Below are 19,116 nucleotides of genomic sequence, written 5' to 3' on the forward strand. Positions count from 1 at the left end.
CTTCATGGGGATGTCCTCATGTGGCTTATGAAGACATTACTAACATCGCGGTGTATTAATCAACGGGGAGCAGGTCACCTCCGGCGCACATGTTTCCGGAAGAGAATTCAGTATCCCGTCAGCACACATCTTTATCTCAGAGATTAAAGAAAGCAGCCAATAGGCATTAGAAGACACGTTTGGTTTTGAAGCAGATTTACGGCCGTATAGTATTTCCTGCACAAATTCATCAGACCTGAGCCGTGTGGTGACCGACAATTTTGTCTGAGACAACCATTTGGCGTTTATTACAGGTGATGAAATGAACGTGACTTCAATCCTGTGAATCCTGGGCTGATAAGTGAGACAGCATACCGCTTACCTGAGCGTTGCAGAGAAGATATATGGGAATTTCAATCTGAAATATAAGTGTAATTATCAATAAAATCAGTAATATAATTAATTATTAACTAAGGGTAGGTGCTTGTCAGTTTGCATTTTACTGATGAAGGCTGTTTTAAAATTATGCATTACATGGATAACTTTTGAATGACAGACTAAAGAAAACTGTCAGTAAGCATATTCTGTGTTTGTACAACTTTTTTATGATTTAACGAAATAAGTTGATCTGACTTTTTTCAGATGTACAATCAGTTTCAAAATTGACAAGGGAACGGTTAAATGAAAAGTCATTACGGTGGCGTGGACGAGACGGCCCGCAGAGCGAGCGCGATGCTGCGCAGCATGAGCGACGATATTTCAGTCAGAAGAAATGAGTTTGGTCTTGATCAGTACTATCAGACGTTCACGCGCAATTCCGTGGCTAACCTTCCCAAACTCAGCCGCCGTGCCGTTGAGCAAGCTATTGAAGAAATGGAATCGCAGGGACATGTTTTTGGTAAAAAAGATGCCGGTAACACCCGGCATTATGCCCTGACCATCCAGGATGTTGTCGATATCTATGCTCACCGTAAAGTGCCTAAATATCGTGATGTGCACGCGGGGGATGGGCCTTTTGTTATTTTTGTTGTGAACCTGAAAGGCGGGGTATCGAAAACCGTCAGTACTGTGACTCTTGCGCATGGCCTGCGGGTTCACCAGGATCTTCTTCAGCACGATCTTCGTATTCTGGTTGTTGATCTCGATCCTCAGGCCTCGAGTACCATGTTTCTCAGTCAGGAAAACAGCATTGGTTCCATAATGGAAACAGCTGCACAGGCAATGCTTAACGATCTGGATGCTGGCCAGCTCAGAGAGGATATCATTAAACCCACCATTATCCCCGGTGTTGATGTTATTCCTGCTTCTATTGACGATGGTTTTATTGCAAGTCAGTGGAATGATCTCGTCAGAGAGCATTTGCCTGACAGGCTTCCCTCTGAAGTGTTGCGCCGGACGATTATTGATCGTGTCGGTTCTGATTACGACTTCATCTTTATTGATACTGGTCCTCACTTAGACGCCTTTATGTTGAATGCTCTCGCCGCGAGTGATCTGCTGCTGACGCCAACACCGCCCGCACAGGTCGATTTTCACTCAACCCTTAAGTACCTCACTAGGCTGCCTGAAATGATTGAGCAGCTTGAGGAAGAGGGCATCACGCCGCGGATAAAGGGAAATATTGGCTTCATGTCGAAAATGACCTCAAAGCGGGATCATGAAATGACACACGGCCTTGCCCGTGATGTTTTTACCTCTTACATTCTTGACGCGACATTGCCGAGGCTTGACGGGTTTGAACGCTGCGGCGAAAGCTTCGACACCATTGTGAGTGCCGATCCCAGTTCCTATCCGGGAAGCGCAGAGGCGCTCAAGAAAGCGAAGCGTGAGGCGGAGCGTTTCACTCAGGCCGTGTTTAAAAGGATTGAATTCATCAGAGGTGTGAAATGAAAAAGGAAATGGTCAAGTTGGGCCGACAACTGGGTAATTCCAGTTTTTCAAAAATGATGAACGAGTCAGACAGCGAGCGGGTGTTCACCCTCAAATCCGGTGCTCAGGCCCGGTTTATCCTGACCAAGATACTGCATGACGAAATCGAAACGCAGACGTTCGTTGATGCCACGGTAAACGGCCGTGACCAGGCATTTTTGACACGCGAATCGGTCAGTGATATTTCCCGGACCATCCGGCTCCAGCAGTTCTTTCCTGCCATCGGACGTGAGGTTAATGGTCGAACTGAGATACTGGATGGTTCACGACGTCGTGCCGCCTGCATTTACAACGGAACCGCATTTGAGGTGCTGGTGACGCGTGATGCCTTGTCTCTCTCTGATGCCAGACAACTGGCCGTGGACATTCAGACAGCAAAAGAGCATACGCTGCGTGAACTCGGAAAACGCCTCAGACTTATGTACCCCGAAGACATGAATCAGTCAGAGATAGCCGCTGCAGAGGGGCTGTCTGCCGCCAAGGTAACCCGGGCTTTTCAGGCTGCCGCTGTGCCAGATGAAATCATTGCGGTTTTTCCCTCTGACAGCGAGCTTTCCATCAGTGACTACCGGGCCCTGCTGGAGGTGACAGATAAAGCAAGGGCAAGACAGATCACCACTGACGCCTTAGTCGACTGCGTTCGTAGCCGGATGGAAGAGGATGCATCTCAAGATATTGCCGAGCCCGCTTATAAGAACCGGATAATCAGCTATTTTCGTGCTGAAAGCGAAGGACCGCGCAAAGCTGCGGGCAGCAAAAAAATCGTGACAGAGAAGCTGGCGGAGTTTACTGATAAAAAGCAGTTCGCCCGAAAAAAAACCGATGCTGATAAACGTCTTGTCACTTACGAATTTTCCCGTCTTTCTGCGGCCTGTCAGGCTGAGCTTGATGCCGCCGTCCGGAGCGTCATTGATCGCATGATGATTAAGTCCGTAAATGACCAGTGATCAGACCCTGCTGACGATGCCTCGGTGAGAAAGTATCAGGAATTAACAATAAAGTTTACCCAGAATGATGATCAATTAAATAATTGATTTAATTGAAAAATTCAAAATTATTTCAGACTGAAATTCCCGCCGTTTTTTATCCAGTAATGCCGACGTTAAGCCGGCTTTCTGTTAGTGACCAGAGAGCCGGGATTATCATCAGGCAAAAGTATATCAGGATGTGGATACTATCCCAGCTCGCCTGAGTTGCTGAAGAAGCGGGTATTCTCACTGATTTAAGGCATACAGGCTGTAACACCCGCTTCCGGGGGTTTCTCTTTCAGACCAGAATACAAGTGAGCGTCTCATTCATTCCTTTATCTCTTTCCGCCCTATACCGTTGATATCAAATCTGGCTGAGCATCACACTATTGCAATCAGGTGTATTAAGAAAGGCGATATGAACTGAACCCGGTTCATCCAAGTACAGAGTAAAAGCCCCAGTGATAAAAGCATGCAACAGAAGCGTTTTAATAACTGTCTGGCCTGATTAACTTTCAGCGGATTACGGATGATCTGACGGTTCCTGACAATAACGTTCTGACAGGTCTGCAGGAGAAAGGATACCCGTGATCACTCATTTTATGCTAAGAGACTTCAGGACATTTCACTTTCTACAGCTGAGTTACCAGCGTGGCAAAACGTGCTGATTGGGGTAAAAGCCCGGTTCTGCTTGCGCTGGATCCTGCCCTGAGTGTAAGCCGACACCGGGTCGAATCACTGATTTCCCGTCAGGCTGCACTGGCTTTTCAGGCCGGTGTACGTCGCGCCGATTCAGTGCCCCGACTCATCGCAGACGTTTTACGCAGCGATACAGGTAATCTTAATCTGAATGGACGGCTGAATCTTATGCAGAAAGATGAATATGGACTGAGAATGCATATTGCGCCATTTCTGGATGAGTATGATCAGGAGATGATGCACATTCTGGAACAGGGTTCGACACATTTCCCGTTTGAATATTATGCTTTGAAATTCATGAATTCTCAGGACGTCCCTGTGCCGGCTTCAGCCGGTATGTTCATCCTGTGCTGCAGGGCAGCGCCTGAATTGATAGCGACCATCCTGCACAGGAGTACACCCGCACGCTCTTCAGCGTTAACGTTCCGGTGGCTGAAAGATACAGGCTGGAGAATACCTCGCGTCAGCAGAAAAACCTTTGTCAGGAAGAGCAGCTGACCGACATTAATAAGGGTTTCGAAACCTGCCAGTTCGGCGTCCGTTCGGGCCTGCAATCACGTCCCGAAGCCAGTCCTGATATTAAGGAAGACGGTATTTGTGTTCGCAATCTTGGTAAAGGCGGGCTGTGCTTCATGAAAATGGAGTTTGCCCTGCGCCGGCCTGAACAGTACAGAGAACCTGATGCCTTTTGTTGGAAGAACCGGAGGATCACCTCAGTCATGAACCTGAAAAAGCTCATGAACACGCTGGCACCCGAAGGGCAGATGCAGCGTTTTGTGGCCACGCACAGCAGTCATATCTCATCGCGCCCCGATCACCGGAGTGCCTTTTTTGCCGGGAGAGAGCCGGCCAGTGGCTCTGCGGGAGCTCCCCGAAGATACAGCACGTTTATTTATCAAGGCCCGGATATAAATGTGCCTGAATTCGCGCTGGCGCGGCGGGGCATTCTGGTTGAAGGGGATGCCGAATTCATTCTGACCGACGCGTTTTACCGCAATCTTACGGGCAGAGCGCCAGAAGACGCTGGGGTGCACATCGTCGCTATCGGCGGTACAAGTTTATGCTGCTACCTTGAGCTGGCGCGTATTCGGGGCAACCGCGTTGCTGCGCTGAGAGACAATGACGGCGACTGTCAACGGAACTGTGTTGAGCGCTTTGCCGATATGACCAGTCCGGAGAGGAAGGTGTACGGGGATGAAGATGCTTCGCGCTCCACCTTTGATATCTGTGTGTACCGCGATAATACTGAGCGGTGCGAACGGGTTTTCGCCGGCACCCGCCGTCGGCTTAGCGTCCAGGAATACATGCTCGCCAGTAAAGCCTGGGATGTTTTCGGCTTCTGGAGAAGGGAGCACGGATGACCGTACCTGCATATATATCAGAGGCGATTGCGTGGATAAACGCGTAGTCTTCGCGGTTGAGGGTTCGGGTAAAACCACGCTTCTCAGAGACAGTCTGCGTGAAGACAGTCGGGCCCTGCTCCTGACGCACACACGAAATAACGCACTGCATCTGCGTGCCAGAGTCATTCAGCGTTTTGGTTTCATTCCGGACGGGATCGTGTGATGACGTGGTTCGGGTTTCTTCATGATTTCTGCTGCCGGCCTCTGTTGCAGCATCAGATGCAGATCCGCGGTCTGAGCTTTGCTGCTCCTTTACTCAGGGTACCGCGTTCGCACCGGCAACATTTTCAGGAGGCTGCCAAACGAGTCTGTCACCGGCGTCTGTCCCTGCTGCTGATGCACAGGAAAATGATGGCAGACATCCGCGCACCGCTTGGACGGTACTTTGACGTGCTGTTGATCGATGAAGTACATGGCTTCGCCGGTCACGATGTTAGTTTTTTACTTGAATAATGCAGCGCCGGTATTTCCGTATTGCTGACCCGGGATTACTGTCAGCACACATTCGACACCGGCCGGGACGGGAATACCAACGCCACATTACACGATAACATCACCTGCCAGGAAACCCGTTTTACAGAAGTGGGTATGTTGCCAGACGGGGAAACCCTCAGCAAAACGTGGCGCTGTTCACAGACAGTATGTGAGTTTATCTCATCAGAGCTGCATATACCTGTCGAAGCACACATATCCCCTCAGAGCCGGATTGAAACCGTGAATGATCATGAGCAGGCGACGGCGCTTTTCGCCGATGACGGCATTATCAAACTGTTTCTCCGTGAGCATCACCGCTACGGCCGTTTTTCAATGAACCGGGGGCCAGTTAAGGCCTGGATAACTTTAATGATGTCTGCACTGTGCCGGAAATGCTTCTGCAGTCATTCAGGCAGCAGGGATCGCCCGACACTGATCATAACCGCATTAACAGCCGACCGGCCTCACCGGCATCCATGGTGAACCGCACGCCGAGCTGGCGCGTCACGTCCAGCGCAAAGACCCGCGTATACCATTCGGTCGACTTCGCATCCTTATGGCCCATCAGGGTCTGAATGACCTTCTGCGGTACCTGGTGCTGGACAAGGTGCATCGCAAACGAATCCCGGAACGTCTTGGGCGTGACCGGCCGGATGGAGAACGTGACGCCGTCACGCTTTGCGGCCTCCACCGCCTGACTTATCCAGCTGCGGGCCGTGTCTTCGCTCCGGATATCCCAGAGCCGTGCGCCGGCGGCGGGCTGCGCGGTCGCAAACCATTCCCTGAGCCGCTGGACGTAGGCCGGATCGGTGAGCGGCACGGCCCGCGGCGGATTATCCCGTATCTCCGCCTGCGCCTCCAGCTCAGCCTGCTGTTCTTCTTTAGTAGGGCGCCCGCGGCGGCGGGACCGGCTGCCGGCGGATTCTTGCAGCCTGCGCTGCTTTAGCGTGCGGAGCACCACAAACGGCGAGACGAGCGGGGCACCGGTGAGTGGGTCGTCCAGCACAAAATCCCCCCTGCTCAGCGGCAGTATTTCATTGAGCCGGCCGCCGGTGTTCCACAGCGTATCGATAAACAGGCGTTTGCGGAGATCGGTCACCTTTGACAGCAGCACGGCCACCTCGGGGGCGAGCAGGTAGCGCGGCATGTCGGTGCCGTAGGCGGCTGCCAGGTTTCGAAGCGCCACCGCGCTTTCATAGTCAAAATAGCGTGCAGCGCCTGAATTGTTCACATGATGACCACTGGCGTCGCTGTGTGAAATCTGTGTCATTTCGCGGGGCAAAGTACCCAAACTTTTAATCTCCGTTGTCTGCGGGTGCGGAACGTATTTTCGCGCATCTGTAAAGAGTTTTCGATGAGAATAAATCGATCCGTGCCGGATCCTACTGGGATCGGTTTTTCGGCGTTTCTCCCGTATATGGAGAATAACCTGGTCGGCCGGAAATAAAAAGCAGGCCCCCGGCGCAGTTTCGCGCACATTCAGCGATGCTAACCCTCTGCCGGTAAAGGAGAAAATGAAAAAATTGGGACGGGTGGGGGCGTCCAGGCACTCTTGTGCCATTACCTGGTCAAAAAGTAATAGAAAGTATACTTACTCATCAGGTTTTATAGAATCCATAAAATGGAGATAGCCAGACCATCAGTTCATTCAGATTCAAATCTGTAATCCCGAACAGGAGGTAAAGTCGGTAACCTTAAATTTCGAACATAATTTTAAATGAAATAACAACCTTATGGGTGGTGTCATATCGGACATTATAAGATAACGTACTTAATAAAATGCGTAAAAAAAGAGGTTCAGTTTTTATAAATAACTCTTTCAGAGAATCGCAGTTGAATTGCCTATATTTACAACAAAAAAACAGACTGTCATAACAAAATTTATCATCCTCCTATAGGATCATAATTACATCCGTCGTGTTGTAAACAATCTTGCAGCATTATGATTGATATTTCATCGATACTGAGATGCATTTTTTGTACATAAAACATAGAATAGCACCCATAACGTACTTATCTGACTCGATCCCTTGTCTGAAATGATGCTTTGGATAGCATTTTCATTGTGATAAGTAGAACATGGGACTGAATTAATTAGCGACAAGCGTGCTGTTCTTGAGAGTACCATCTACAGAACGAAGCTTTTCGCATATCTTGTGAGAATGTTAATGGCATGTTTAGCCCGAGTATTATCACCACGCCAGTTTAAAGCAAGAATATAAGCTGCAGTAGAATCATTAAAGAGAGCCACATAGTTCTCAGTGGGGTTATAAAAAGTCACAACGGAATGAAAGTTATAATCTGGAGAATCATGTGCGTGTGAATTTAGTAGCTTAAATGTTTCGTCTGGGCTAGCAATGATTTTAATTTTCTCATTAATGACATCAAAGCCGAAATTCTTTAATTACGCCAGTATGAACAATTTTATATCTTCCCAAAAACATGGGAGCAAAAAAAGAAAAAATAAATAAAAAATTATAATAAATCTTTGATGATTTTCCAGTACATTAAAAAATAACAATACATATAGAAATAGTTCTATTAGGCCTTATATTAAATCCATACGGAAGAATTTAAATAAATAAAAAAATTTATAAAAATATATAATGAAAAAAAATTAATCATTTAGGATGCTTATGTTTTTTAAGCGAGTATCCTGTGTAGGGCCAAAAATGACAAATTTAATTAATCTTGAAGAAAAATTAGTTTGAAAGAATGCCATTTTAAATGCTATAAAATAAACTTATTTTTTCCTTTAATTATTAAAATTACTAATAGCGAATTTATGATAATTTGACTTAAATGCTAATAAATGCGATTTTATTTTTTTATAAAAAAACAAAAAAACTATTTTAATTCAATGTGTTAATTATTTATTACCAATTTACATAACAGATATAATTAAGTGTTTTGGTGTTTGTGTATTTTCTGAAAAAATTGTATTCATAGTGTAAAGATACTTTCTTTTTCTAGAAAAAAAAGATAAGTTGCATTTTAGATAAATAAGTTAAAAACTTATGAAATTCCTTTTATAATCAATAAAGCGGTTTTAATTCTAACTTAATACCTAGAGTGATTATAATGAATATAAGAGATATTGAATACTTTGTAGCTCTTGCAGAAGAAGGAAGCTTCAATAGGGCAGCGATACATTGTAATACGACTCAACCTACTATTAGCAATTCAATTCAGCGTATGGAACGAGAACTAGGAGCATCTCTTTTTAAGCGGACTACACGTTCCTTGGCACTTACAAAAAAAGGTGCAGAAATACTTGAGTATGCTCATAACATACTTATCAGCGTGAATATTATCAAGGATATTGCAAAGTCTGTTGGTAATACTTCTAAGGTTATAAATCTGGGTCTTAGTGCGTCTCTTGCCTATTATTTTTATGATAAGATTTCTTTTTATTTACCATCTGTAGTGAATGAACAACTAAATGTCCATGAGGTCAATAAAAACAACTTAAAAAGTCAGCTTAATTCAGGTGTTATGAATTGCATACTTCTAGCTTGTGATGAGGAAATTATTGATTTCGATAAGATTTTAGTTGGTGAGTATAGTTATGTCCTGGCTGTTCATTCCGATGATGATTTTTTAAATCGTGATAGTGTTTCTTTATCGGAGTTAAGAAGCAGAAAGATTCTTTTAACTCAGGATAACAATCCTTATGATTCATCACTGAAAAAATTGTTGTTAAATTGTAATTCTGACTATGCTCAGGACTTGATTTTTAATTCAATAGAGATAGTCAAAATGGCTATCAGATCAAAAAAGGGAATAGGAATAATGCCTGAATATGCAATGAAGCAGCATGAATCGATAAGTTACATCCCATTTTCAGATGTAGAAATAAAACGAAAAATCTATATTGTTTTCAGAAAAAACGATCCTAATCGAGAAATCTATAAAAAAATAAGCACTACCATATTTTCTGTTTTAGAACACATCATTACTTAATGTTCTAACTGAAAAGCTTTAAAAAAATAATATAATATCTAATGCAAAAAATATTTATTCCGTTAAAAAATAAAGATTGATTGTAACTTTAGATTCAAAATTCCCTGAGATGCACCCTTCTAAAGAAAAGAAATTATTCTTTTTTATCTCTGTTATTTTTAAATCCAAGAAAAAATACTTGCACGGTATTTGACTGCCAACTTGAGCAGTAATAGAAAAAAAGTTATCTTTATAATGGCATTTTTTTTCGAAAAAGCACCTTGGCAAAAAAAATCTGCGCCACCACCGTTAAGATTTCCATCATTAAATACGCCAATGCAATCGCCTTTCAAATCATCTTTTATAGAATAAGATAAGTGGTATAAGCCATTTTTCATTATTTAATAATCCATAAAAAAGTAAAAATAAAATAAATTTTTGCATAAGTAAAACATAATTGCATTCTTTTATTCATTTATTTATATTATTTTTAAGTTTATTTTATTTATTTTTTGAATGATTATTTTTGCGCTACAACTTACCTTAAACTCTACATATGTAAGGTAATATATATTTTTAAATCTAATTAAAGTTTCTAATTTTAAGCCGATAATTAAATTACGTGAAAATTCACGTATAACTTAATGGGATATCAAAATGGGCGTTATCAATACAAATATTCTGTCACTTGTAACTCAAAACAACCTGAGCAATTCTCAGAGTGCTCTCGGAACAGCTATCGCGCGTTTGTCATCAGGTCTTCGCATCAATAGTGCAAAAGATGATGCCGCAGGAGAGGCTATAGCAAACAGATTTACATCAAATATTAATGGACTGAGTGTTGCTGCACGTAATGCTAATGACGGGATCTCTCTTTCCCAAACTGCTGAAGGTGCACTTTCTGAAGTTAACAACAACCTTCAGCGTATCCGTGACTTAACCGTACAGGCCCAAAACGGTTCAAACTCTGCTTCGGATGTTGATTCAATCCAGGCTGAAGTAAACCAGCGTGTGCAAGAAATTGATCGTGTCACAAAACAGACCGATTTTAACGGTCTGAAAATTTTGAATACAGGTTCTTCATCAGGAACTACATATAGTTTTCAAGTTGGTGCGAAAGACGGAGAGCAAATTGAAATTAAACTTGGCTCAAGCGATGATTTTGATTTAGCAGCTGCAGGTCAATCGTCTTCCGGTACAGTCATTAATACAAGCTCTACATCTGGCCAGACTGTAAACGGGACTGCTCGTACTACTGAAGCAATTGGATTTGACGTGCTCAAAGGCGCTGTCAAAGGTGGTGCGTCGGGCACTGCAAGTGGAACCACTCCGCTTGCTGATATTGATACCGCAATCCGAGCTGTTGACAACCAGAGAAGCCTTTTAGGTGCCACTCAGAACCGACTGGAGTCGACTATTAGCAATTTAAATAATACAGTAACTAATTTAACGGCTGCACGCAGTCGTATTCAAGATGCTGATTATTCTACAGAGGTTTCTAATATGTCTCGTGGTCAAATTCTTCAACAGGCGGGTACCGCTGTTTTAGTCCAGGCTAATCAGGTTCCTCAGACCATGTTGTCTTTGTTAAGATAACTTTTAAAAACACTTAGTAAAAAATAAAATCTTGTAACAATGAATCCCCCTATGCGGCGGGGCAAACAGTATTCAAAGTCTGCCATTATATGCGAATAAGAATTACTGTGTCTTATTCACCGGGAGGCACCCGGTATTGTTACAAATCTCATTTTAAACAATTTTTAACATTAGTGCTCATGCATAAAATGGAAAAAAATACACCAAGTTAGAAGATTTAAAAAACAAATAGACTTTTTATTAAAGCAGTTGACAGAAGAGCGTTATCAAAGCACTGATTTATACTTTAATAATTTCTTCCATTTATTAAAGGCATATCAAGATTTAGATCAATTATTTAATGATAAAGTTTTTAAAGATTTTGTTATGGCTGAAGATAAGAGTATTTTTACCGACCTTCATGTGACCGGTAAAGTCCTTCTTGCGCTATTAAACTTTTACAGAGTCATGCAAAAAGAGGGTATGGATTTAAAACGTGAATATAAAGCAATCTAAGGAGGATTAAATGTCAGAAATAACTATAACTAACATTTCCCAATTTAATAATGCATTATTCAATAAAAACTATCTTACGATAAATGTTAATTTCGCTATTAACTATGATGAACTCACGTCCTTGTGCCGCCTTTTCAGTTTTAGAAATTACAGTATAAATAAGAGCAATGGATTCTATACTGTACATTTTTTCTTTGTAACCCAGAAAACTATTAATTCTGATTATGTATTGCAAAATAGTCCGAAAATTTAGCCTTAACTTTTTGTGATTTTTCTATCAAATTTAAAAAAAGTTACTGGTTATAATTTTCAAGCGTGACACCTAGCTTCCATTTAATAAATGCTTGACTACTGATAATGATTTTCATTAGTGATTCCTCTTCATTCTGCATTTCATGGTTTTTTTCTTCAATACTTAACGCACTACCATCTCTCAAATTTTCAACTTAGTTATTTAATTTTTTCTTAAAAAAAACCGCACAGGGCGGGAATTTAAGAAAAAAAATGCCATTTGAAACTAACGAGGGGATATTCAGATCGCAATAACATCTTACATCACAGGTAAATATCTTCAATATATTTTTAAATTTGTATATATTTATTTTTTTATTGTATATATATAAATATAAAATAAAAATTTTCGTGCTAATATTTTTTTTTGAGGTACTATATTTTTATGTTGTTTTTTTAAAATAAACTTAAAGATAAATTTCAACCCTGTTGGTGTGCGACCATTTTGGTTTGTGTTTGGCCCGCTTGGCCGCGGGCTTTTTTTTTCTAAATTTAACCGGCAGGTTCTTATAATCTCTCTTTACATAAATTTTTTTGAAAAGGTAAATAGAAATGACTAATTTTAATAATATAAGTTCTGAAAAAGACCTTCATAGTCTAATCATTAAAGCAGGTTTCATTTTAAGTAATTTACGTGAAACATTACGTGAGTTAGGTTTTGATGAAACGTTGACGCAGGTGGCCGGCAGTATTCCTGATGCTCGTGAAAGACTTGCCTATGTCATCTCTATTGCGGAAAATGCCGTTACGGATGTTTTCAACAGTATTGAGCTTGTTCAACCATGTCAAAATAAACTCGCATATAGTTCTAAAGAACTTGCTCTTTGTTGGGATGGATGGAATAAAGGCGACCTTGATAAAGAGCTTGAAAAAAAACTTGCTTTAGATACTGTAAACTTCCTTATCACAATTCCAGAAAATACATCTCTTACTCGTCATCACTTGCAATCAATAATGATGTCCCAAGGTTTTTATGACATTACAGAGCAGATTATTCGAAGAATGACAAAAGTTTTAACTGAACTGGAGCAGCATTTTATTCAGATTTTGAGAGGTGATGTAGAACTTCTATCTAATGAAAGTAAATTAAATCATCAATTAGAAAATGGAAATTTAAAGCCTTTAAGTAACCAAGATGATGTGGATGATATTCTTTCCTCTATTGGATTTTAGTTTTTTTATTACTTTCTCTATCATTATCTTCAGCGTTTTTCTCTGACTTTTTTGTTTTACTTTGTCACTTCCTTCCTTATATAAAAATATTTTTTGGCTAATGTAAAAATTATTTTTGTTGCGTTTTTTTATTTTTTTTGAACGTAAATAATGCTGTGATAGTAGATATAATTTTAAAAAAACATAGTAAATCATTTTTTTGATTTTCTTTACACATTTTTAATGTGAGTGTCTTATATATTTATAGTTTATATTGATAAGTGGATTATATTTTTATTATTTTGATTTCTAATTAAATAATCGGTTGAATTAGACATAACTATTTATGTTTTATCTTGCTTTAGATTTGTTCCAAATAATTAATTTTCGTGTATTATATTCTTAATGCGATGTATCCCCCTAAGCGGTGGGGCTAAGTCACTAGTAAGTTAGGTTGGTCGCCTTGCTCAGAAGCGTTTCAGATTGTGACTTTTTCTGAAACACCGGGAGGCACCAGGCATCGCAGGTTTTTTAATAAATTGCTTTTTCTTAATTTTCACTCACAACGTTTTGTTATTTTTTTTCTGGCAGAATAAAATATTTTTTAGAAATACTATAGCGGTTAAAATAAATAATTTTTTGTTATGAATGCTCTCATTTAAATTGACTTGCTATCGAGACCTTAATTATAGGAGTTACTAATGGAAACATTCTGCTACGCACTTTCGAAAAGAGGTGGAGGACTAGCGAATATGGGCTTTGTTGCAGATGGTGATTTTCTTTATAAATTCGAAGTTTCTTCCCCTGAGTGGGTTGAATCTATCGAAATCATATATGAAAAAAAGTTAATGCTTGCTGCATGGCAATATGAGGCTGATCTTTGGATTATTATTCCGGGCAGTCCTCCAAAAGATGAACCAATGGCAAAGCAAATAGTGCTTTCACAGATTTTTGTTAATATTGAACCATTGGCCTTGATTCGCACAGCTCCTATGTTGTACACGGAAAACATTTTTTTCCGGATGAAGGATACTCGAATAACATATTCTGACATTATTTTTTTAAATAAATTTTCAATTGTTTTTCTAACTTTTTTCTCCGTCAGTATTAAGCATATTGGCAATGATGTATGGCAAAAATTTAAACGAGAGATTTTATTATGGCTGTCATGATAGGATACATTGTGGTCCTTGTGGCCGTTATAGTGGGTTATATAATAACTGGTGGGGCATTGTCAGCACTGTTCCAGCCTTTTGAATTCCTTATCCTTATGGGTGCCACAATAGGAGCTTGCTTAGCCAGTAATACTGCCCATAATCTTAAGGCTATGCTGCTTGCTATGTGTGAGACACTCCGTAGCAGCCACAACAACCCTCAGCTTGCAGCTGAATTACTGTCGTTACTGCTTATTATTCTTACTCGAGCGCGTCAAGAGGGAATGCTTGCTCTTGATATTGAAAATAGTCATCTACACAATGGCCTTTTCCAGCGATATCCTCGTGTATATAGTCATAAGATCTTAATAACCTGTATTACGGATTGTCTCCGACTCCGGCTAATGGGTAACCTAGATGAACGTGATATCGATATGATGATGATTATGGAAACTGATGCACTTGAGGAGGAGTACACATTTCCTATAGATGGGATCACTCGTCTTGCTGATACTATGCCAGCTTTCGGAATTATTGCTGCTGTGTTGGGTGTAATCCACGCTTTAGGATCTATTGACCATTCTACTTATGAATTGAGTACACTTGTGTCGCAGGCAATGGTTGGAACCCTGCTTGGTATCTTAATATCTTATGGCTTTCTGGCACCTCTTGCTACTCGTTTACGTCATGAATATGAAGGAAGCCTAAGGCTGATGCACTGCGTGAGACTTGTCATGCTTGCTGACATGCGCGGCTATGCACCTCAGATATCTGTTGAGTTTGGTCGTAAGTCCTTTTATTCAGACGAAAGACCATCATTTGAAGAAATGGAAGGTATAATTAGACAGTCTCAGTATCTAGAAAGATATGGGATTGAGAGCAGTCTTAACGGTTAGTTATTTCAGGAGAGTCTGTAATGGCAGGAAAATATGAATTAAAAAAAGGTGGAACGGACCGATATAGTGTCTGGTATTTTGTGTTAAAAACAGATTCCGGACGAACGCTAGCAACAAGTGAGCTGTACGACTCTCGTTCTGCAGCTTTAGCAGATATTGCCGTTTTACGTCAAGAAGCGTCTTCACTTACAGTAAATGATTTATCGGAATACATCGCTAAATAACCCGCGAATCGCCACGGGGTTAACCGACACCTCAGAGTCATTTAAGATGGCTTAAAAAAAGGTGCTCATGAGTATTAAGCGTTATCCTGGAGCGTTTAAAATTGAAGCAGTCAAACAAGTTTTTGATCGTGGCCATTCTGTTTCCAGCGTTGCAACACGTCTCGATATCACCACATACAGCCTTTACGCCTGGATAAAGAATTACGGTCAGGATTCTTCCGTTAATAAAGAACAGTTAGATGCTCAGGCAGACATCCGCCGTCTCCAGAAAGAGCTGAAGCAAGTTACCGACTAACATTGCTCGCTGACGAGTACGAGCTTTGATACCATGATTTCACTATTTACTGTCCCAGATAGTAATGTCACGGCTGGGCATGTTTCAGGCGTAACTGTTTAAGTCGTTGCTGGCTGCCCTGAAGAGGAGGCGTCATTGCCCGGATCAGTCCAAGAAGTCTGTTATTACCTGAGAGTCACATATGGCCACCGTAAACTCTGGTTCGATTTTAGTCCTTGGCCTAAAGCGTCTGACGCCCTGTTGCAGAGCTTCAGGCAGCAGCCCGTGGTGGTGTCGAACTCAGGCCGTCTGCTGGCGGGATATGAAAACGGAGCCTGGTCATACTTTCTCAGTCAGGCTCAGCTGCGGTTTGACCCTGTGAAGGATGCCCGTTCCACCCCCTGCGGTCGGGTGAAGCTGGACAAAGAAAACCTTTACACGCTGCGGGCCGCTTTCGGGCTGTAGGGTGGCGACTGATGAGGGTATTCAAGTGCAGAGTTGCGTATATTATACGGGCAACTCTGCACCTGTCGGGCGGGTGTTTCAACCGTTGCGGGTTTGTGAGTGGCGATGGCCGTCTGCTCAGATGCTTAAATTATCAGAATTGCTCTGCCAATTCTCCAGAGAACCGTCAATTTTGAATCTGTGAATCACAGTGATGGTTTCGGCTATGCCTTTGAGAAGAACCGTATTGCCGTCGTCTCTTCCGAAAGGCGCGATGCAGAGTTCGCCAAGGACACCGCGCTTTAATTTTTCAGGATAAATGCACATTTCTGCCAGTAACTGTGCGACGCCAGCAAGCTCGGCGCTCATGAGCATGACCTGGACACGTTTGAACACGCCATGGACGTGCTGCAGCGATATTTTGACGGGAATCCCTGCGGTCTGGCGGCGCAAAATACCTGTATCTACAGCCGCTACCTGCAGACAGAGCAACGCGGATTTGTGGAGCTTGCTGCAGAAATTGAGGCTTAACGTTCATGAAAGAGGTTTCTGAAACGGATCTGTTGTCCGGCGATGACGACCCACACAATAACGCATGTCTAAATGAGTGACTTCGCGATCACTATACAAATTGTGCGGCCGGTCATTGTCGTGCTGCTGAACTTCTGATAGCGCATAGAGATACCAAATGACGGGCTCAGGATGTGCTTGTCTACCCTGTTATTTTCCTTTACCGCCACCATGTCGAACCCTCAAGCGCATCATCACGCTCTCCATTCTGCAAATAGATGATATCGGTGACGGGCACTGTTGCAAATTAAGCGATGAGGTAGCCCTTTATATTACTGAAAGACCGTGTATTTCAAAAACTCTGCTCACCAGACACATCTCGCCCTGAGGATGACCAAAGTAAAATAACTCACCCTGACCTTTACGCAGCGCACGCATCACCTCAATACCTTTGATTGTGGCTTAAGCCGTCTTCATCGATTTAAACCCCAGTGTCGCTCTGATTATCCGTTTCAGCTTGCCGTGATCGCATTCAGTCACGTTGTTTCGGTACTTTATCTGCCGGTGTTCAACATCAGGTGGACACCGGCATTGCTGTTTTAACAACACCCGCGCACGACCATAGGTGGGAGTCTTATCTGTGTTGATGAGGTGCGGAATTTGCCTGCCTTTCACGTAATTTAAAATCTTCCCGAGAAAACGATATGCGACATTGCTGTTACGGCTCGGGTGGAGATAAAAATCAATGCTGCATCCTCTGCTGTCAACGGCACCGTAAATCAAGGCACAAATCCAGGTTTTAGAAGCTCAAATACAACAGTTACAACGCAAAGAGCAACAGAAAGCTGAAACAAAGCAGGCGCAAAAAGAAGGTAATACTGCGCCTGCAGATGGTGTTAATCGCCCTACGCAAAACAACCAACTTGACGTTTATATTTAAAATGCAGGTCTGTACTCGGATTATTGCGTCAGTAATCTTTCCTGCTGACGCACTTTCTGCCATATCGCTTTGGCCGCTGGCTTTAAAGAGCGATTTTTACGCTTTAAAGTCAGGGTGCGATTGATCTCAGGATAGAGGCGCCGAACTGTTAGTGCCCGGCCTGCAGGAAGCGGTAACACCTGTACCAGCGCAGTCGTTTTTCCATTTCGGGAGCATGACGCTGTATCCAGCGATAAATTGTGATGTGCTCGACACTGACACCCCCCTCAGCCAGTATCTCCTGCAGCTCACGATAGCTGATGCCATATTTGCAGTACCAGCGTACCGCCCACAGAATGATGTCACGACTGAAATATCGGCATTTGAATACGTTAATGAATACCGTCACTGGTTAAAGCGACAGCATAACTTATCAGCGCTGCGATCTTTGCAACAGTGCCCAAGGAACTATCCTCACAGCATCAGCTGACCTGCTACCGTTGATTAACACACCGCGGTGTCAGTAATGTCTTCATAAGTCACATGAAGGCATCCCCATGAAGAAGCGTTTTACCGACAAACAGATCATCAGTATTCTCCGCGAAGCCGAAGCCGGGGTTTCGGTCCAGGAACTCTTCCGCAGGCATGCTGTTTCAGATGCCGCATTCCACAACTGGCGCAGGAAATCTGACGGCATGAAAGACCGCAAGTGTAGCGGCTCAGGCAACCTGAAGAGGAGAATGCACACCTCAGGAATCTGCCTGCTGAAGCCGTGCCGGATAAAGAGGCGCTACAGGTGGCTCCGCGCCGAAAGTTCTGACGACAGACCCGAAATGGGAGGTCGTGTAAGTCATGTGCGAGACTACGGGTCTGTCGTAACGTTGTGCATTGAGGCTGGCAGACCTGTCCCTGTCGACCTGCCGCTATGAGACTCAGCGTCCCTGCCGATACACATTTATCAGGGCGCATCTGGCAGTTACTAAGGTGTGAAGGTCTTTGCGTTTATCACAAGCGGGTTTATCGTATCTGTCACCTTAACGACCTGAGTGTGAAGCGCAGAAGACGTCATAAAGTGCTGGCGACTGAGCGACTTCCTCTTCTGCGCCCGGATGCGCCGGACCTGACCTGGGCGATGGATTTTGTCATGGATGCACTTGGGGGCGGCCGCCGGATTAAGTACCTGACCTGCGTGGATGATTTCACCAGGGATTGTCTGACGATCACCGCCGCTTTCGGGATTTCAGGCATTCAGGTGACATGCATTCTGGACCGCATTGCGCTGCGACTCATTCAGCCGGGCGCCGGGCGAGCCAACTCAGAACGGATTTATTGAGAGTTTCAAAGGCCGAATTCGGGATGAATGCCTGAATGAGCACGTGTTCAGCGATGTCAGCCATACATGGAAAATCATTAATGACTGGCGGCAGGACTGTAACGAGTCCAGACCTCATTCATCGTGAATTATCAGACTCTGACGGAATTTTTAGCAGATGGAGAAATGGAAAATTCGAAGATAAACAAACCGGCATAATGACTGAAGGTCGCATCAAATATTAGGGGCTGGTCAGCATCAAGATGGTTTGTGATTTTTACTAAAAGGCCATCTAATGGCTTTTCACTGAAGCGAAAGTTTGTAAATCATCTTATGTAGCTTGAGGTGGAATTATTTAAAAATTAATTTATGCAAATTTCCTTATGATATTCATTACTTAAATTGATAATTAAATATTTATAAACAATTTATCACTAAAATTATTTCAGTATCAG

17 protein-coding genes and 5 pseudogenes are annotated in these 19,116 nt (G+C 42.8%); 16 read left to right on the forward strand and 6 right to left on the reverse strand.

Annotated features, from left to right (window positions below):
• The first annotated feature begins 660 nt into the window (after positions 1-660).
• From NR177_RS22940 to NR177_RS22960, 5 genes are all read left to right on the forward strand, one after another.
• On the forward strand, positions 661-1,869 hold the full coding sequence (locus tag NR177_RS22940) for an AAA family ATPase (protein ID WP_058708756.1): 1,209 nt from the start codon (positions 661-663) through the stop codon (positions 1,867-1,869).
• A complete protein-coding gene (locus NR177_RS22945; protein WP_256853738.1) occupies positions 1,866-2,855 on the forward strand; it encodes a ParB/RepB/Spo0J family partition protein in 990 nt (329 codons plus the stop codon). Before NR177_RS22940 ends, NR177_RS22945 begins: the two co-directional genes overlap by 4 nt.
• Positions 2,856-4,003: 1,148 nt before the next feature.
• Positions 4,004-4,936 (forward strand): ATP-dependent endonuclease, encoded by a 933-nt coding sequence (locus NR177_RS22950; RefSeq protein WP_256853739.1) that lies wholly within the window; start codon positions 4,004-4,006, stop codon positions 4,934-4,936.
• A 31-nt stretch (positions 4,937-4,967) separates the two neighbouring features.
• Positions 4,968-5,141: a TGBp1 family protein gene (locus NR177_RS22955; protein ID WP_256853740.1), complete on the forward strand. Its 174-nt coding sequence runs from the start codon at positions 4,968-4,970 to the stop codon at positions 5,139-5,141.
• Positions 5,141-5,431 (forward strand): hypothetical protein, encoded by a 291-nt coding sequence (locus NR177_RS22960; RefSeq protein WP_256853741.1) that lies wholly within the window; start codon positions 5,141-5,143, stop codon positions 5,429-5,431. Before NR177_RS22955 ends, NR177_RS22960 begins: the two co-directional genes overlap by 1 nt.
• Before the next feature lie 457 nt (positions 5,432-5,888).
• Here NR177_RS22960 and NR177_RS22965 read toward each other — a convergent pair whose 3' ends face one another.
• Entirely contained in the window at positions 5,889-6,743 is an 855-nt protein-coding gene (locus NR177_RS22965; protein WP_256853757.1) for a tyrosine-type recombinase/integrase, read from the reverse strand.
• 1,790 nt (positions 6,744-8,533) lie between these two features.
• On the opposite strand from NR177_RS22965, the gene NR177_RS22970 reads away from it, so the two are divergent.
• On the forward strand, positions 8,534-9,415 hold the full coding sequence (locus NR177_RS22970) for a LysR family transcriptional regulator (protein WP_256853742.1): 882 nt from the start codon (positions 8,534-8,536) through the stop codon (positions 9,413-9,415).
• 158 nt (positions 9,416-9,573) lie between these two features.
• Here NR177_RS22970 and NR177_RS22975 read toward each other — a convergent pair whose 3' ends face one another.
• On the reverse strand, positions 9,574-9,792 hold the full coding sequence (locus NR177_RS22975; RefSeq protein WP_256853743.1) for a hypothetical protein: 219 nt from the start codon (positions 9,790-9,792) through the stop codon (positions 9,574-9,576).
• A gap of 259 nt (positions 9,793-10,051) precedes the next feature.
• Between NR177_RS22975 and NR177_RS22980 the strand changes: the two genes are divergently transcribed.
• The 8 genes and pseudogenes from NR177_RS22980 to NR177_RS23015 all read left to right on the forward strand — a co-directional run bounded on the left by NR177_RS22980 (position 10,052) and on the right by NR177_RS23015 (position 15,941).
• Positions 10,052-10,990: a flagellin gene (locus tag NR177_RS22980; RefSeq protein ID WP_256853744.1), complete on the forward strand. Its 939-nt coding sequence runs from the start codon at positions 10,052-10,054 to the stop codon at positions 10,988-10,990.
• A gap of 249 nt (positions 10,991-11,239) precedes the next feature.
• Positions 11,240-11,485: a hypothetical protein gene (locus tag NR177_RS22985; RefSeq protein WP_256853745.1), complete on the forward strand. Its 246-nt coding sequence runs from the start codon at positions 11,240-11,242 to the stop codon at positions 11,483-11,485.
• A gap of 843 nt (positions 11,486-12,328) precedes the next feature.
• Positions 12,329-12,949, forward strand: a complete 621-nt coding sequence (locus NR177_RS22990) for a protein phosphatase CheZ (RefSeq protein WP_256853746.1) — start codon at positions 12,329-12,331, stop codon at positions 12,947-12,949.
• A 680-nt stretch (positions 12,950-13,629) separates the two neighbouring features.
• Positions 13,630-14,100 (forward strand): hypothetical protein, encoded by a 471-nt coding sequence (locus NR177_RS22995; protein ID WP_256853747.1) that lies wholly within the window; start codon positions 13,630-13,632, stop codon positions 14,098-14,100.
• Complete coding sequence (locus tag NR177_RS23000) at positions 14,088-14,978, forward strand: motility-associated protein (protein ID WP_256853748.1); 891 nt, start codon at positions 14,088-14,090, stop codon at positions 14,976-14,978. The genes NR177_RS22995 and NR177_RS23000 overlap by 13 nt, the downstream gene beginning before the upstream one ends.
• A gap of 20 nt (positions 14,979-14,998) precedes the next feature.
• Entirely contained in the window at positions 14,999-15,202 is a 204-nt protein-coding gene (locus NR177_RS23005; RefSeq protein WP_256853749.1) for a YegP family protein, read from the forward strand.
• A 67-nt stretch (positions 15,203-15,269) separates the two neighbouring features.
• Positions 15,270-15,494: pseudogene (locus NR177_RS23010) on the forward strand (transposase); the annotation flags it as partial.
• 138 nt (positions 15,495-15,632) lie between these two features.
• Complete coding sequence (locus NR177_RS23015; protein ID WP_256853750.1) at positions 15,633-15,941, forward strand: hypothetical protein; 309 nt, start codon at positions 15,633-15,635, stop codon at positions 15,939-15,941.
• A 117-nt stretch (positions 15,942-16,058) separates the two neighbouring features.
• Here the strand turns inward: NR177_RS23015 and NR177_RS23020 are convergent, their stop codons facing one another.
• Positions 16,059-16,289: a hypothetical protein gene (locus NR177_RS23020; protein ID WP_256853751.1), complete on the reverse strand. Its 231-nt coding sequence runs from the start codon at positions 16,287-16,289 to the stop codon at positions 16,059-16,061.
• Positions 16,290-16,757: 468 nt separating this feature from the next.
• A pseudogene (locus NR177_RS23025) lies at positions 16,758-17,216 on the reverse strand (DDE-type integrase/transposase/recombinase); the annotation flags it as partial.
• Between the two features lie 25 nt (positions 17,217-17,241).
• On the opposite strand from NR177_RS23025, the gene NR177_RS23030 reads away from it, so the two are divergent.
• Positions 17,242-17,370: a hypothetical protein gene (locus NR177_RS23030; RefSeq protein WP_256853758.1), complete on the forward strand. Its 129-nt coding sequence runs from the start codon at positions 17,242-17,244 to the stop codon at positions 17,368-17,370.
• A gap of 20 nt (positions 17,371-17,390) precedes the next feature.
• Here the strand turns inward: NR177_RS23030 and NR177_RS23035 are convergent.
• A pseudogene (locus NR177_RS23035) lies at positions 17,391-17,546 on the reverse strand (LysR family transcriptional regulator); the annotation flags it as partial.
• 2 nt (positions 17,547-17,548) lie between these two features.
• Positions 17,549-17,746: pseudogene (locus NR177_RS23040) on the reverse strand (IS6 family transposase); the annotation flags it as partial.
• A 160-nt stretch (positions 17,747-17,906) separates the two neighbouring features.
• Between NR177_RS23040 and NR177_RS23045 the strand changes: the two are divergent.
• Positions 17,907-18,906: pseudogene (locus NR177_RS23045) on the forward strand (integrase core domain-containing protein).
• Positions 18,907-19,116 lie beyond the last annotated feature (210 nt).

Source organism: Pantoea sp. Fr+CA_20, from assembly GCF_024520835.1.
Taxonomy (GTDB): domain Bacteria; phylum Pseudomonadota; class Gammaproteobacteria; order Enterobacterales; family Enterobacteriaceae; genus Pantoea; species Pantoea allii.